General features: G+C 34.5%; 19 protein-coding genes. 6 read left to right on the forward strand and 13 right to left on the reverse strand.

All coding sequences use genetic code 11. From position 1 onward, the window contains the following. Window positions 1-12 precede the first annotated feature (12 nt). The 4 genes from G9F74_RS11035 to G9F74_RS11050 form a co-directional block, all read right to left on the reverse strand. Complete coding sequence (locus G9F74_RS11035) at window positions 13-288, reverse strand: TIGR04197 family type VII secretion effector (RefSeq protein WP_016108674.1); 276 nt, start codon at window positions 286-288, stop codon at window positions 13-15. A gap of 213 nt (window positions 289-501) precedes the next feature. Continuing rightward, on the reverse strand, window positions 502-795 hold the full coding sequence (locus G9F74_RS11040) for a putative quinol monooxygenase (RefSeq protein WP_000583804.1): 294 nt from the start codon (window positions 793-795) through the stop codon (window positions 502-504). A 46-nt stretch (window positions 796-841) separates the two neighbouring features. Then, on the reverse strand, window positions 842-1,480 hold the full coding sequence (locus G9F74_RS11045; protein WP_016108675.1) for a nitroreductase family protein: 639 nt from the start codon (window positions 1,478-1,480) through the stop codon (window positions 842-844). 18 nt (window positions 1,481-1,498) lie between these two features. Continuing rightward, window positions 1,499-1,927, reverse strand: a complete 429-nt coding sequence (locus G9F74_RS11050) for a MarR family winged helix-turn-helix transcriptional regulator (protein WP_000204162.1) — start codon at window positions 1,925-1,927, stop codon at window positions 1,499-1,501. Window positions 1,928-2,191: 264 nt separating this feature from the next. Here G9F74_RS11050 and G9F74_RS11055 point away from each other — a divergent pair, with 264 nt between their 5' ends. Then, entirely contained in the window at window positions 2,192-4,135 is a 1,944-nt protein-coding gene (locus G9F74_RS11055) for an elongation factor G (protein WP_016108676.1), read from the forward strand. A gap of 47 nt (window positions 4,136-4,182) precedes the next feature. Here G9F74_RS11055 and G9F74_RS11060 read toward each other — a convergent pair whose 3' ends face one another. Next, entirely contained in the window at window positions 4,183-4,827 is a 645-nt protein-coding gene (locus tag G9F74_RS11060; RefSeq protein WP_000679123.1) for an alpha/beta family hydrolase, read from the reverse strand. A 21-nt stretch (window positions 4,828-4,848) separates the two neighbouring features. Continuing rightward, complete coding sequence (locus G9F74_RS11065) at window positions 4,849-5,316, reverse strand: NUDIX hydrolase (protein WP_016108677.1); 468 nt, start codon at window positions 5,314-5,316, stop codon at window positions 4,849-4,851. A gap of 385 nt (window positions 5,317-5,701) precedes the next feature. Between G9F74_RS11065 and G9F74_RS11070 the strand changes: the two genes are divergently transcribed. Next, window positions 5,702-7,090, forward strand: a complete 1,389-nt coding sequence (locus G9F74_RS11070) for an erythromycin esterase family protein (RefSeq protein WP_016108678.1) — start codon at window positions 5,702-5,704, stop codon at window positions 7,088-7,090. Between the two features lie 157 nt (window positions 7,091-7,247). On the opposite strand, the gene G9F74_RS11075 is transcribed toward G9F74_RS11070, so the two are convergent. After that, window positions 7,248-8,279 (reverse strand): SDR family oxidoreductase, encoded by a 1,032-nt coding sequence (locus G9F74_RS11075; protein ID WP_016108679.1) that lies wholly within the window; start codon window positions 8,277-8,279, stop codon window positions 7,248-7,250. A 169-nt stretch (window positions 8,280-8,448) separates the two neighbouring features. On the opposite strand from G9F74_RS11075, the gene G9F74_RS11080 reads away from it, so the two are divergent. Next, a complete protein-coding gene (locus G9F74_RS11080; protein WP_033668534.1) occupies window positions 8,449-9,204 on the forward strand; it encodes a CPBP family intramembrane glutamic endopeptidase in 756 nt (251 codons plus the stop codon). A 183-nt stretch (window positions 9,205-9,387) separates the two neighbouring features. On the opposite strand, the gene G9F74_RS11085 is transcribed toward G9F74_RS11080, so the two are convergent. From G9F74_RS11085 to G9F74_RS11100, 4 genes are read right to left on the reverse strand one after another with little or no spacing between them, the layout of a single operon-like run. Continuing rightward, a complete protein-coding gene (locus tag G9F74_RS11085) occupies window positions 9,388-10,329 on the reverse strand; it encodes a serine hydrolase domain-containing protein (protein ID WP_016108681.1) in 942 nt (313 codons plus the stop codon). A gap of 23 nt (window positions 10,330-10,352) precedes the next feature. Beyond that, window positions 10,353-11,243, reverse strand: a complete 891-nt coding sequence (locus tag G9F74_RS11090; protein ID WP_016108682.1) for an AraC family transcriptional regulator — start codon at window positions 11,241-11,243, stop codon at window positions 10,353-10,355. 48 nt (window positions 11,244-11,291) lie between these two features. Next, entirely contained in the window at window positions 11,292-11,762 is a 471-nt protein-coding gene (locus G9F74_RS11095) for a GNAT family N-acetyltransferase (RefSeq protein WP_016091186.1), read from the reverse strand. A 17-nt stretch (window positions 11,763-11,779) separates the two neighbouring features. Next, on the reverse strand, window positions 11,780-12,187 hold the full coding sequence (locus G9F74_RS11100) for a DUF3980 domain-containing protein (RefSeq protein ID WP_000610484.1): 408 nt from the start codon (window positions 12,185-12,187) through the stop codon (window positions 11,780-11,782). A gap of 96 nt (window positions 12,188-12,283) precedes the next feature. Here G9F74_RS11100 and G9F74_RS11105 point away from each other — a divergent pair, with 96 nt between their 5' ends. Beyond that, window positions 12,284-12,751: an NUDIX hydrolase gene (locus G9F74_RS11105; RefSeq protein WP_016108683.1), complete on the forward strand. Its 468-nt coding sequence runs from the start codon at window positions 12,284-12,286 to the stop codon at window positions 12,749-12,751. 18 nt (window positions 12,752-12,769) lie between these two features. Here the strand turns inward: G9F74_RS11105 and G9F74_RS11110 are convergent, their stop codons facing one another. Further along, window positions 12,770-13,681: a DMT family transporter gene (locus G9F74_RS11110; protein ID WP_016108684.1), complete on the reverse strand. Its 912-nt coding sequence runs from the start codon at window positions 13,679-13,681 to the stop codon at window positions 12,770-12,772. Window positions 13,682-13,805: 124 nt separating this feature from the next. On the opposite strand from G9F74_RS11110, the gene pdxR reads away from it, so the two are divergent. Together pdxR and G9F74_RS11120 are read left to right on the forward strand one after the other, a co-directional pair. Beyond that, on the forward strand, window positions 13,806-15,248 hold the full coding sequence (pdxR, locus tag G9F74_RS11115) for a MocR-like pyridoxine biosynthesis transcription factor PdxR (protein ID WP_016108685.1): 1,443 nt from the start codon (window positions 13,806-13,808) through the stop codon (window positions 15,246-15,248). Window positions 15,249-15,329: 81 nt separating this feature from the next. Further along, window positions 15,330-15,770, forward strand: coding sequence for a YaiI/YqxD family protein (locus G9F74_RS11120; RefSeq protein WP_000708763.1), 441 nt, complete (start codon window positions 15,330-15,332; stop codon window positions 15,768-15,770). An 86-nt stretch (window positions 15,771-15,856) separates the two neighbouring features. On the opposite strand, the gene G9F74_RS11125 is transcribed toward G9F74_RS11120, so the two are convergent. After that, the gene (locus G9F74_RS11125; protein WP_016108686.1) at window positions 15,857-16,171 is read right to left on the reverse strand and encodes a DUF3892 domain-containing protein; all 315 of its coding nucleotides are present in this window, start codon (window positions 16,169-16,171) and stop codon (window positions 15,857-15,859) included. Between the last annotated feature and the right edge of the window lie 6 nt (window positions 16,172-16,177).

The following is a 16,177-nucleotide window of genomic DNA, read 5'->3' on the forward strand; positions in this document are numbered from 1 at the left end:
TAGGTTGTTACATTATTGAAAAGTCTTTTGAAGTCCTGTATCCATTTTCTCAAATTCATTTGCTACGGAATGGATATTATCAATTGTTTGTTGAAAAGCAGCACAAAATTGTTTCGTGATCTGCAAATTTTTTTGATTTGCTTCTTGTGCTTTGAAGTTCACAGATAGTGTAGTACGCGTTGCCTTATTTATAGAGGGACTAGTAGCACTTTGCATTCTATTTGAAGCAGTTCTCATTTTCGTTGCAAGTTGCGTTGCTCTATGCAAATTACTTTGAAATTCTCCCATCACTTACTCCCCTCTACCTTTTATTCACAAGAAAATTATACCATGGAAAAATATTCTAATAAACTGAATGTTCGAACTTGACATTCAATTCATCGATGTTAGTAAGGAGAAAAGCAACACTTATCTTTCAACATAACTGTTTCGAAAGCCGCTTCCACTTATACAAAAAAAGATGACCTCAGCCATTCGCTAAAGTCATCTTTTTCTAACTTATTATTTCACTAACTCTCCATTATAAGCTTTTATATCAAGCGGAGCAGTTAAAAATTGTGCTGCTTTACTAACGAAAGATGTGAAGTGTTCACTCGTATTATGGCTCGCAACTGCTGCTTCATCTTTCCATACTTCTACCATCGTATAAACACTTTCTTTTTCTGTATCTTTATATAAGTCATAAGATACATTTCCACTTTCTTCTCTTGAACCGTGAATGAGTGGCTGAATTTCTTCTAAAAATGCTTGTTGTTTCGCTGGATCTACTTGAAATATTGCGTGAATAATAATCATGGTGCTTCCCCTCTCATCTTTCACTTATTGAAGTTCTTTTATAAAATTATTTCCACTCAGCAATTTTTTCAATTGGAAGACGTACTGATTGGTAACCACTGTCAGCAGCTTTTCCGATTGAAATTAACATAACTGGTACGTAGCGTTCTTTATCTAGTCCAAATGCTTCTGCAATTTGGTCTTTTTCAAATCCACCAATTGGACAAGTATCATAACCGTGAGCACGAGCAGCTAGCATAAATTGCATCGCTACAAGACCACCATCAATTAATACTGTATCTTTCATTACTTCTGGTGTAACCATAGAGAAGTAAGCTGAAAGTTTTTTCATTTGATCTTCTTTTACTTCTGCTGGCATAAGTCCACGCTCTACTGCTGTACCGTAAATTTCTTCTGCGTTATCAAAGTTGTTTAAATCACCAAATAAAGCAATCATTGCTGAAGATGTTTCTACTTGAGATTGATTGAATTTCGCAAGTGGCGCAAGTGTTGCTTTCGCTTCGTCACTTTCAATTACTACAAATCTCCATGGTTGCATGTTTACTGAAGATGGTGCAAGTGTTGCTTCTGTAAGAATTTCTGTCATTTCTTCTTTGCTAATTTTCACTGAAGGGTCGTACTTACGAATTGAACGACGTCCTGTTAAAATTTCGTTAAAATCATTTGTTTTTACTGAGTTAGTCATAGTTGTATTCTCCCTTTTTTATAATTCTTTTATATTTTCTTGAATGTGATTTAACATATTTAAAAGATTATCGCGTTCTTCTTCACTTAATCCTTTAAATGCAGATGCTGCAAAACGTTCTTTTTCCTCTTGAAACGCTTGAATTTTATTTCGTCCCTCTTCAGTAAGAGAAACTAACGTAATTCTGTTATCATCTGGATTTTTACGTCTTACAATCATTTCATTGGCCTCAAGCTGCTTTAAATGCCTTGTTATCGCAGCATTATCAATATTCACTTCTTGTTGAAGTGCTTTTTGACTAATTTCACCTACTTCAAATAATTGAAGTATAAGCTCCAATCGTGACTGACTCATACCCGTACAACCTTCAAACTTCGAACTTACTTCTTTATTTAGAAAGTGTAGTTTATATAAAATAATCGCTTCTTTTGAGCATGAACTTGTCAAATTACCCCTCCTTTACGTCCAAACCAAAAACATTTGATGTATCAATAGTTGATATGTCAATTAATATAATCTATATCGATTTAGAATGCAAGCATTTTGTTTTCATTTTATTTTTTCCAAATTAAGGCGCTTTGTAGCGTTACAAAAAATGTAAATTACATTATAATAGTAATAATTTAAATGACTGGAGAGTGATTGTAATGCGGCAATACACAAATAGAAATGAGGAAATGAAAATGGAAAATGAAATGAGGATCTTCACAAATGACAACAATAAATATAGGGATTGTCGCGCACGTAGACGCTGGCAAGACGAGTTTGACTGAGCGTATTCTTTATGAAACGAATGTGATTAAAGAAATTGGCCGAGTAGATAGTGGTAATACACAAACTGATTCAATGGAATTAGAAAGACAACGCGGAATTACGATTAAAGCATCTGTCGTTTCTTTCTTTATTGATGATGTAAAAGTAAATGTCATTGATACACCTGGACACGCTGATTTTATCGCTGAAGTGGAGCGATCATTCCGCGTTCTAGACGGTGCGATTTTAGTTATCTCTGCCGTTGAAGGTGTGCAAGCACAAACAAAAATTTTAATGCGAACATTACAGAAACTAAACATACCGACTATTTTATTCGTTAATAAAATTGATCGTAGTGGCGCAAACACTGAAAAAGTTATGAAACAAATAAAAGAGGTTCTTTCAAATGAAGCATGCCCCTTCTATTCTGTTCTAAACGAAGGAACGAAAGAAGCCCGGATCATTGAATACAAATCATATGACGATTGTATGGAACTGTTAGCACCATTTAATGAATCATTACTTGAATCATATGTAAATAACGAAATAATACCGGACGCACTATTAAGAGAAAAACTAGAACAGCAAATACAGCAAGCAAATGTGTATCCAATCTTTTTCGGTTCAGCAATGACAGGTATAGGAGTAACTGAACTACTTGAAAAACTTCCGGCCCTAATGCCAGCTCTTACATCGGCACAAGAGGAACTATTATCCGGTGTTGTTTTTAAAATTGAACGTGAACCTTCTGGAGAAAAGGTTGCTTATGTAAGAGTTTTTTCAGGTAGCTTACACGTTAGAAAATATGTTGATATACAGCGCAGTCAGTCTCTATCTCACAAAGAAAAGATAACAAAAATGTGCCTATTTCATAATGGAGATGCCGTTCAAACTTCTACCGTTCCTAGCGGTGAATTTTGTAAAGTGTGGGGACTGAGTGATATTAAAATTGGTGATATTATTGGTGAACGGACGGATTATATAAAAGATATTTACTTTGCCGAACCACAAATGGAAGCTTCCATTGATGCAGTACCAAAAGAACGAATTCATGATTTATACGCTGCACTTATGGAACTATGTGAAGAAGATCCACTTATTAAAGTGTGGAAAGATGATGTTCATAATGAACTATACATTCGCCTTTTCGGTGAGGTACAAAAAGAAGTAATTGAAACAACACTTTATGAGAATTATAATTTGCAGGTTACTTTTTCAAATACGCGAGTTGTATGTATCGAGAAACCAATTGGCGTAGGCAATTCTGTTGAAGTAATGGGTGAAAAAGAGAATCCATTTTACGCAACAATCGGTTTCAAAGTTGAACGTGGGAAGCATAACTCTGGCATAACGTACGACTTAGGTGTTGAACTTGGATCACTACCTTTAGCATTTCATAAAGCGATTGAAGATACGGTATTTCAAACGTTAAAACAAGGTTTATACGGATGGGAAGTTACGGACATTATCGTCACGTTAACACATACTGGTTATGCAAGCCCTGTTACAACAGCGAGTGACTTTAGAAACTTAACACCGCTCGTTTTAATGGATGCTTTACAGCAAGCTGAAACATGTGTATTTGAGCCATTAAACGAATTTGAATTAACTGTACCGGAGCACGCAATTAGTACCGCGATGTATAAGCTCGCTGCCATTCCAGCGACTTTTGCAGAGCCTATATTGCATAATGATTCTTATCACTTAACTGGATCGTTACCTATTGCGAAAACAGAAAATTTTAAACGAATGCTCCATTCATTTACAGAAGGAGAAGGAATCTTTACAACGAAGCCAGCTGGTTTCACAATGCTTATGGCTCCCTTCCCTACTCGAAAACGCGTTGACTTTAATCCGCTGAATCGAAAGGATTATTTGCTTCATGTGTTGAAGGCTTATTAAATAAAAAAGAGGTGCAAATTGCACCTCTTTTTGTATGTATTGATAGGTTAGTTTGTCCTAACAACTTCTTTAAGTTTTTCTATTACTTTCGCTATAGCTTCAATTGAATTCTCTGTTCCATATTCCCCAACATTTAAAGAATGGTTTGCATTATTGACAATTTCAATCTTTAGATTTGAATGATCTAATTGCTCAATTTGATTTGCATTGTATTGATGATCTCTATCCCCAATTACCAACAGCCCTTCATGTCGACTATGTAATATAGAATCAAAAATCGAATTAAAAGTTAACAATGGTGTAAGTAATATCATTTTTGACTGTGAAAATTCTTCTCTCTTCATTAAATCATTCGCAATTGGAATTGTTCCAAGTGATTTTCCTAAAAACATCGAATCGTTGTATTGTCCACTTTTTAGCACTTCATTAATGATAGGGTTAATATCATCCATCATTACTTTCGTTACTACTTCCATTGGTTTTTCCATTAATTGTCCATCGTAGGAATAATGAATATGTACTACATTTATTTTATGTTCAAGCATTAACATCGTTGCATAATAAAATAAAGGCTTGTCATAATTATAGCCTGAACCTGAGAACATAAAGCATACCGCACTGGAACCCTTTTCGATATGTGTGTAACGAATGACTTTATCATCTATATGTATCTCTTTTTTAGTCCCCTTCACCGTTTCCCCCTCCAGATACGTTTACTTTTGTAAAACGATATGTTCTATATGAACTGGTAATTCCTTTACTTTCTCTTTTATAAACGCTGGCTGTAAGTTGTATGCATCTAACTCTTCTATCGGCACCCACTTAAACATATATGTTCTATCCTCTTCATTCAGAATATATTGATCTGCCCCATTTGCAGGTAATTCTTTCAGCTCTACTTCATAGTAAAAACTAATTTCATGGAACTTTCGCTCAGAAAGTGTAAAGAAATTTTCTACTGACCATATTAATCTCTTTACTTCAATTGGAACAGCTAGTTCTTCAGCAAGCTCTCGTTTTAACGCATCTTCACTATTTTCTAGCATTTTCACGCGTCCACCCGGTACGTACCAAAAATCTTCACCGTCACCTTGCAGAATGAGTATTTTATTATCATGTTTACAAATTGCTCCGACTCGGTAATTAAAACATGTTTCCTCAACTTTAAACGTAAGATCCACTATTTTTTACCACCTTTATATAGTTTTGGATTAAGAGATAAAACAATTGTAATTGCAAGTATGTACAATAAAAAACTATTTTCACAAGCATTCCACCTAATTACACACTATTATTTATAAATTAAGATTACTAAATCCACTCATGTCTTTCAATATTTTTAGATAAAAAATACTATTCAAACTATTTATTCATTAGTTTTTGATTACTAACTCGTTGTAATGAATAAAAATAATAATCTTTATCCCATAATAACAGGTTGAATATTCTTAATTTTTATATTGTTTCTTTTGTTTTTATCAATTAATATAAATATGTGGAATAAAAGTAGATATTTGGATATATCTACCGTGTTAAATAACAAAATTGTTTCATGGGGGGAAATATGTGTTTACTAAATGGAAAATAGGAATGATTACTTCTCTTCTTGCTTTTACAACATTTACATCTGTGATTTCTGCTGAAGAGAAACCGAAAGATCAGCCAAAATGGGATGAGTGGATAAAGGAAAATGTACAAAAGTTGAACGAACCAAATGCACAAACAAATGAAGATTTATCCTTTTTAAAAGAAAAAGTAAAAGATAAACGAATTGTTCTACTTGGTGAAAGTACACATGGGGCTAAGGAAATAAACCAATCAAAAGTACGTATGATTAAGTATTTACATGAAGAGATGGGATATGACGTTATTGCATTTGAAACAGGATTTGCGGAGGCAAATGCTGTAAATCAAAACCTCGATCAATTCACTGCTTTGCAGGCCATGAAAAAATCTTTATACGGCGTTTGGCATACTGAAGAAATTTTAGAGCTATTTCAATATATAAAAGATCAAAAAGAAAAAGGAACACCTCTTATATTAACAGGGTTTGATGCTCAATTCAGGTGGTATTCTTATTTCCCTGAGTTTGCAAAAGAATGGTTAGAAAAAATTAATCCTGAAATTGCTAATGATATAGAAAAGGCTCATACAGAATTACTCAATATTGATGAAAAAATTGAATCTAAAGATAATCAGTATTCATACGAACAATATAAAGCGGAAGTTCAACAAGTAATAGCCAAATATGAAAAAATTAAAACGTTTGTTCAACAACATAAAGCCGAATTAAATAAGATAGCCCCATCAAATACATACGATGTAAATCTGTTAGAAAAGACTATCAGTATACGTATTGATACAATTAAAACACTCCAAGATGCTACTGTAAAAGAAAAAAACTTTATTTATCCAACAAACTTTAAACCTACAGATCTATCATTTTATATTCGAGATCAAAAGATGGGACAAGCTTTAGCTTGGTTAAGTGATATTCAATACAAAAATAAAAAAATTATTGTATGGGGACATAACTATCATATCCGAAAACAAAATTCAAAAATGATACTTGATTGGACCAAATCCCAACAATACAATTTTAAAGCGCCGAATATGATTGATTATTTACCTCAACGGATAAAAGATCAAATGTACACAATTGGCGTATATGCATACAGCGGAAATAGTTGGGATAGTACTGAACTTGATAAAATAGTCCCTATAGATACAGACCATGCGGAACAAAGCATCGAGAATATATTACGAACATCTCAAAACTCTAATGTATTTGTCAATTTGAAAGGAGAACGCAATCGCCCTGAAACATCTTGGATGTTTACTCCTACTACCGCAAGACACTGGGGCGATAAAGACTTTGAAGAAATTTTGAAGCCAATTGAACAATACGATGGCATACTATGGCTAGACCGTATTTCGCCATCACAATATAAGTAAGGAAAAGAGCACACTTTCGCTATAACTAAGTGTGCTCTTTTCCTTACTTATAATAATTACTATAGTTTAGAAATTATTAGAATATCCCCTAGAATAAAGCTATATACAATAAATTATACCACCCCTTAAAATCAAACCATTCTGAAAACACCCTTATTTACCCTTCGTTACACCACTTCTCTAATAATACTCTCTCCCTCTCACCTGAAATACCTGCCTTTAATCCCCTCTCTTTCATTTCATTCACCCAGTCATACACATCTGTAACAGTATCTTCTAATCTTCTAAAAGTAAGCCCTGCTTTAACAGCATTCTCAATACTAATAGAAAATCCACCTTTCCACGGCTTCGTTTCCCCTTCTAATGGAAAAGTTTCCGGAAGCCATAAAGGCATCTCTGTCCAAGGCTGTGCTTTATGTTCCTTCATAAAAGATTCATCGACCCAAACGAATTCAGCATCACTATTCGTAACCTTTTTACACGTATTTATTAGCTCTTCCATCGTCAATTCATCATTTGGACCTGTTATATTGAATGTACCGGCTTTATTATTTTCTACCATGTTTAGTCCAAAGCTTGCGACGTCTTTTATATCAACTAATTGCACTGGACGATCTTTTCTTCCTGGTACTAACACTTTCCCGCCCTTTGCTACACGCTGAACCCAGTATGGAAGGCGATCTGTATAATCAAACATTCCCGAAAGAAGTCCTGCTCTTACATGTAAAACACGCCCCGGCCAATACTTCTCTGCTTCTTTTTCACATAATACCTTTAGCGCACCATAATGCTCATAAGGCGATATTTCACCATTCTCTACAGCCTTTATCCGATCACTTGTTGGTTCAGGTTGTAATATATAGTCTTCTTTTATATGATGCAGAATCCAATCTTTATATACGGAAAGGCTTGAGATGAATATATAATGCTTTACATTATCTTTTAATACTTCGCCAACATTCCGAATATGGTGCGGAGAAAACCCACACGTATCTATGACAACGTCCCATTTTCGATTTTCTAAACTTGAGACATCATTATTTCTGTCACCGATTAACTGCTCTACTTCAGGAAAAATTTCTTTATTTGTTCCGCGATTAAATAATGTAACTTCATGCCCTCTTTTTAAAGCCTCTTCTACAAAAGCTCTTCCTAAAAATCGCGTACCACCTAGAATTAAAATCTTCATAGTTCTCCCCCATTCGTGATTGAAAATCCTTTCTTTTGTTAAACGAATTTTTGTTGTGAAAAGTTACGGGATTGGTCTAACTTTTTCCACAAGTTCAACATATGTAATTTCCATTTCATATATAATTAAAATATCGGATATTTGATTAATCACTTATACATGTAAGTAAGTGAAAAATATAAATAGAAATATAGTTTATCATTCAACTCTATGTATTTATTTTCTTACATCGTTTGTATATATCATCTTACTGAACATAGAAAATGGTCGTAATTATTTAGGGTTTACGATGGTTATTCCGCTTTTAGCTGCTATTTTATATCAGAAATTATACAAGAAACAAAAAATGGTTCATACATTTGGAATTTCACGTCCAAAAATAAAACCATTAATTTTCTCCATATTATTGCCACTACTTCTAGGGCTATGTCTACATTTCTATTTTTATATTTATAATATAAAATTCTTATTTAATCATTGTAATGAATTGGGATTTCTCCTACTCATTGGTCTTACAATTGCTGCTTTGTCTGCATTTTTAGAAGAAATCATATGGCGCGGAAATTTTCATTACCATTTACGAAAAAAATATTCATTAAAACAAACAGCAATCATTACTGCATCGCTTTGGTTTTTATGGCATTTACCAGTATCAATCTTTTATAAAAACTATGAATTATGGTTTGTAGGAATATTAAGCTATCTCTCGTTATTATTTATTTTATCTATAATTTTGACGTATACGAGAGAGTATAGCCATTCTGTGAAAACACCTGCAATTTTACATGGCATGTTCAATGTATTTTATTTAACAGATGGAGTAGAAACAAAATGCGATATTAGCCTAATGGAATTAGTTAAATTTAGCTTGCTGGCAATTGTGTTTTGCATGATTTATCTAATACATCGAAAAGTTAAAAAATAGTTAAAAGTGCCTAAACAAATTATAAAGCCCTTCAACACCTTGCAATTATTCAATAATCGTATAGGTGTTGAAGTTTTCTAATCTTAGTTGCTCAATTTGGTTAATACAACACTTTTTTCTATCATGAAGAACAAAACAAGTTTGACTAAACCTTTCATTCTTATTTTTATAAAAATAACCATATTAATCTTTTAAATAAGGAAATATGGACTCTTTAATTAACTTCCATCTATCCTCTGCATTCGGTATGACTTCAGAAGCAATCGCCACCACCAGTTCCTTCTCTGGTACGCAGCAAATCATATTCCCGCCATCGCCCATTGCACAGTAAGAAAAGACATCCTCTTCTTCTCGTAACCACCATAAGTAACCGTATTGATTTGGATTCATCATTGTTGATTTTTTTATCCATAACTTTGAAAGAATTTGTTTTCCATCATAAATACCTTCGTTTACATATAATCGTCCAAACTTAGCCATATCTTTAACTGTTAACGTAAGTCCCCATCCGCCCGTCGAAATACCGTTTGGATCATGACCCCATCCCTTTACATCTTTTCCGAATAAGTCATCGAATCCAAATGCCTTCATATCGTAGTTTGGAATTTCTCTCATACCGATAGGCTGGAAAAGGTATTCATTTGCAAACTCACGGGCACTTTTCCCTGTTACACTCGTAATAATTGCTGATAGTAAATGAGCTCCTGCAGATGAATATTTAAAAGATCCAATTTCTCCACCTTTTCCTGCCCTATTTAACGTATACTGCACCCAATCCTTTTGTGTGCATAATTCTTCTAACGGTTCCTGCCAGTCTGCATAAGGGTATGGAGTTGTCATAGTAAGAAGATGCCGCACTGTTATTTCAGATGCATTACAATTATATTCCGGGAAAAATTCTATTACTTTTTGATCAACGCTTTTTATATAACCTTTATCTACACATATTCCTATTAGTGCAGAAATAATCGTTTTTGTGACTGATGCTATATGAAATGCATCACTTGGACCGTAACCGTTATAATAGTTTTCAAAAACAACATTACCTTTATGTACAACTAACATACCATTTATATTTTTATAGTCTTCTTTTATTATACAATCTAACTTTTCAACAGTTTTCATTATTCTTCCCCCTTAATTTATGATTAAAAAGGTTCGATAGGTACATATATTTCGACTATATGCTTATTTTCCGGGTGCTTTCTCGGATCATTTTTATATACTTCAAAAGGATACGAATCTCGCGGTTTATATCCACTATTCGGTAACCACTCGCCATATAAGAAGCCCCATGCCCCTTTGTATTCATCTTGAGATATTTCAAAGTGACCTATCGCATATTTTCCGGGAGGTATTGCCATTATTCCAATTTCACTCGTTTCTACTGCGGATCCATCCGGAATGGTTATACAAAGACTCGTTCTTAAATGAGTGTCTTCTGTAAATTCATGATGATCATGGTAAATTGTTAATACCTTCGTATCCCCGAATACATGATAGTTTTGCTCCGTGGCGTAATGAAATAGTTTTTCTATCATTTTTGGAAACTCTATAGCTAACTCTTTATATGTACCTACATATCTTTTGTATGCGACATTTACTTTGTCCTTCGTTACAATTTCAACCTCTCCTCGAACCTTCTTACATTCATTGTATTGAATAACTTCTCTGACGTCTTTGCAATTCTTGCTATTGTGGTTTCGATATTGAGATGGACTTACTCCGTAATGACTTTTAAATGTGCGGGAGAAAACTGCTGAATCTGTGAAACCAAAATGATAAGCAATATCTGTAATCGTCATATCTGGACGGTAAGTAAGTAGATGTGTTGCTCTTTCTAATTTCAAACGATTCACGTACCGAGATAACGGTTCTTCCGTCATCCCTTTAAAAATTCTATGAAAATGAAACTTTGAAAATCCTGCTACATCGGCTAGTTCTTCAATTAAAAGCGAATTGTTTATGTTTGATTCTATATAGTCTTGTACTTTATATATGCGTTTTAAATATTCATTTCTATTTTGTTTATTCTCCATACTTGTACCTCCTCACAACAAAAAGGCTAACGTTAAGCTAGCCTCCTTTTACACATTTTTAAAAAATAACACTCTACTACCGCCGTTCCCATCGTAATTTGTATGTACCGATACACCCTCTATCTCATCATCCCCAGCCTCGATTCGAAAACCAATCTCCCTATGAAACTGTATCGATTTTTTATTAACTGGTGATGTGATTGCTTTTACAACTTTACGATTATTTGCACGAGCGATATCAAAGAAATATGAATACAATGTTGATGCGATTCCTCTTCTTCTATACTCCGGATTTACACCGATAAAGTGAACGTACGCTTCCTCTTTATGCGTTTGTGAGAAGAATCCGCATAAGAAACCTAACGTTTCTCCCTCTTCTTCAATAATAAAACTCGTTTCTTGAAAGTGAACGAAAAACAATTTTGGCAACATGGCAGCCATGTCTCTCCCGCCCCACCAATCATTTAAAACCGAATGAATCTTTACATAATCTTCCCCTTGGATGTTTCTTACTCGCATGTATTTCTCCCTCTCACTCACTTCATTTTTTCATAAATTTTAATGACTGTTTCTACTAATAAGATGAATACCCAAATACCGCAAAATACAAGAACTGACTGAAATACAGAACCTAGCATAACAATACTTATTAAACCTAATTCCGATCCTGAAATAGACATTTCATCAAACCCCATATTATGTATAAATGGACCAGTTGAAAAAGCCATTAAAATAGATGCTATTAAATAAATCACACTCATTATTTTTAATATTTTTATAGAAAGATACGAAGTTTGTTCTTGCTCCACTTGTGATAATTCGATTTCTTCGCTCGCAATTCCTTTTTGCAAACAGTCCTCACATAGAAATTCTTCCTTAATTTTTTTACCACCGTGCAACGTACCTGTTATTTCTTTACATCTTGAACATTTTCGATTTATCATGTTGTTACCACTCCAATCCATTAAGATTATACTTATATAATTATATTTTTTCCTTAATATTCCTTTTGTGTATTTTATAGAAAAACGAGGTGTTTTATGATATCTAAACTTACTTTTGGTTATAAAAAGCCTACTGAGCAATATGTATTACGACCTAGTTGTTATGCAATTATTTTTAACTCAACTTCTTCCAAGATTGCTATTATCCAAAAAGGAGACCGTTATTTTTTACCTGGCGGCGGTATGGAAGGTAACGAAACAAAAGATGAATGTTTACATCGCGAACTACTAGAGGAATTAGGATGGGAAATTGAAATTGATCAATATATCGGTAATGCAGCGCGATATTTTTATGCGGAAAAGGAAGATACATATTATTTAAATGATGGGTTCTTTTACATTGCGAACATGGCGCAGAAACAAACTGAAAACTGTGAGGAGGATCATGTTCTAAGGTGGATATCTCCATTACTTGCTGTAGAACTTCTCATTCATGATCATCAAAAATGGGCCGTTGAACAAGCGCTTTTATTACGAAAACAAAAAGGATCTCCTTCTATATGAAAGAGATCCTTTTTACTACTAACTTACCTTTTTCAAATTGAGAGCAGGCTTTTTCATTCCGCCTTTTTTTACAACATATAAACCGATAAAGATAATCAGTCCGCCAACGAGTTGCATCATATTAATTTGCTCTCCAATTGTTACTGCCGCAAAGATAACTGCGAACAATGGTACGAGATACATATAAACCATTACTTTCGTTGAGCCTATTTGACTAATACCGACATACCACATTGCTAGTCCGAAGATAGTCGCAAAGATGATTGAATATGCAAGTGACCCCCAGCTTGGCGTATCTACTGGCCACGTTAATGTATTTACGTTGAATAAACAGTATATAACTAGTGGTACAATTCCAATTAAAGTAGACCATGACGTGACTCTCATTGCGGAGTATTTTGTAATAAGAGGTTGCGCTAATATTGGATACCATCCCCATGCAATTGCTGCGACTAATCCAATTATATTTCCGAGCCACGCATATTCGTAAGTAGCTCCTCCTGTATGCCCTGTTAATAAAACGAATGCTGCACCAATAAACGCTACTATTGAACCAATTTGTACTTTCATCGAAAAACGTTCTTGTTTGTGTAATACTGCTAATATCCCTGTAAAAATAGGTGACATCGCAATTAATAATGAGGCGTTCGTTGCTGAAGTATATTTCACAGATAGCATAAACATCGTTTGATACATTGTCGTACCAACGATACCGACTGCTACTAATCGTAACCAATCTTTTCTTTCAATACGTAATGAGCGTTCCATTAAAAATGTAATAAGTAATAATACCGGTGATGCTACTAAAAATCGTAAACTATTAAATTGAACGGATGACATAAACGCCACGCCATACTTTCCAATTGTATAATTTGCTCCCCATACTAACGCTACTGATACTAGGAGCCATTCCATTTGCCATCGTTTCATCCGAATCTCCCCTTCCCTATTTAGCATAGTAAAATTGGCTGGATAAAACACCGTCCAATTGGCTGTTTTTTTACCCAGCCAATTTGTTATACTTGATGTATATAAGATTTGCGGAGGCGTTTGTATGGAATGGAAGCTAGATAACGACAGTAAAATCCCAATTTATCAGCAAGTTGTTGACTTTATCGAGAAACGTATAACATACGGAGAGCTTCCCCCAGGTAGCTTCCTCCCTTCAGAACGGAAATTAGCAACACAGTTAAATGTAAACCGCAGTACGGTAACGACTGCTTATAATGAACTTCGCGCAATGGGAATTGTAGAAAGTACGACCGGTAAAGGTACACGTGTTAGTACGCATATGTGGGGCGTTTCTCCAACATTAACGCCGAACTGGAGAAATTTCGTAGAAGGTGGTACGTTTTTACCAAACTTACCGTTACTTCGCCATATTCGGGCAGAAGTACAACAAAATGAAAATATGATAGATTTTGCAAACGGAGAACTCGGTTGTAATCTCTATCCTCATGATCAACTACAAGCGATTTTACGAGAACAACCGTTAACGCATTCATTAAGTTATGATCACCCGCAAGGTTATCTCCCATTAAGACAAGCGGTAGTAAAATATATGAAGGAATATTTAAAAGTGGAAGCGACTGAACAATCCATTATGATTACATCCGGCGCTCAACAAGCACTTCATCTTATCGTACAATGTTTATTAAATCCAGGTGATGCTGTTGCTTTCGAAAGTCCTTCACACTGTTATTCCCTGCCTCTATTCCAATCAGCAGGTATTCGTATTTTCCCATTACCTGTCGATGAACATGGGATTAACCCAGATGATGTACAGGAGTTATATAGAAAACACCGTATTAAAATGATTTTTTTAAATCCAAATTTCCAAAACCCTACGGGAACGATGCTTCATCCAAACCGTAGAAAAAAACTATTATCACTTTGCGCAGATTTACGAATTGCAATCGTTGAAGATGATCCATCCAGCTTGCTTACGTTAGAAAAGAAACAACCTTGCCCTACTTTGAAATCGATTGATGAAAATGGAACAGTCATTTATGTACATTCCTTATCAAAGATGATTGCACCAGGATTACGAGTCGGCTGGCTTGTTGCCCCGCAGTCTGTCGTAGAGCGATTATCAGACGCACGGCACCAAATGGAATTAGGAATGAGTATTTTCCCGCAGTGGCTTATGCAGCAATTTTTCGAAACCGTACCATTTCAGTCTCATATCGTACCGTTACGAAAACAATTATTGAAAAAAAGAGACGTTATCGTTCGCGCCTTAAATGAGCAACTTCACGACAAAATCTCTTTTTCTAATCCTACTGGTGGTATATACATATGGGGAAAATTAAAAGAATCGATAAACGAAAAACAACTTATTATGCAAAGTTTAAAACAAGAAATCGCCTTTATGCCCGGTAGTATTTTCGGTGCGAAAGATGGTTATATTCGTTTATCTTATGGAAAAGTGAATATTAATCAAATTGAGGAAGGTATTTCTCGTTTGCGAGAAGCTATTTTAGTTTGTGGAAAATGACTTTACATAAAGCTTTATCGTTTGACAAAAGAAAAATCTACCATTATTATCAACACGAACCTAGTTATAGGAGTGATAAAAATGAAAATTTACGTTGATGCAGATGCTTGTCCTGTAAAAGATGTAATTATTTTTGAAGCTACGAATGCAGAAATCCCTGTAACCCTCGTTACTAGCTTTTCTCATTATTCTAATGCAGAACAACCAAAAGGTGTGGAAACAATATATGTTGATTCCGGAGCAGATGCTGCAGATTACCGAATTATGCAATTAGCAAAAAAAGAAGATTTAATCGTAACACAAGATTATGGTCTTGCTTCGCTTGCATTAGCAAAAGGCTGTATCGTTCTACACCATAAAGGCTATAAGTATACGAATGATAACATTGAACAATTGTTACAAACACGATATTTAAGTGCAATGGTTCGAAAAAGTGGTAAGCGTACAAAGGGACCGAAACCATTTACAGCAGAAGATAAAGAGAAATTTAGAGAGCTCTTTAAAAGTATAATTTCACTTTAGAAATGAATCTTCTATTTGTAGGGAAAGCTTTGTAACAAAAAGAAGAGAATATCAAAATGAACATTCTCTTCTTGGAGTTTACCCGTTTAAAATGATGGTAAATTATCTAAGTTATTTTCCTTTATACCATCAGGTTCACTACGTATAATATCTCTGCCATACTTATGAAATACGTCCACATGAGCTAACTTCCCTGATTTTGCTTCACTAAGAGCAGTCATATAATCTAACTCTCTCCCGCTACTTGTTTTAAACGCTATTAAATCACCATCATCATTTTTACGAACGGCAACAATTTGTTCTGCTCCTGAATTGACTTCATTGTCTACTTCAAATTGAGCTTGCTCTTCTCCTTGATGTAAGTAATCAGTATAAACTTTTTCAAAGTCTTTATTGTCCATAACATT

This window comes from Bacillus sp. EKM202B, from assembly GCF_011066025.1.
Taxonomy (GTDB): Bacteria; Bacillota; Bacilli; order Bacillales; family Bacillaceae_G; genus Bacillus_A; species Bacillus_A toyonensis.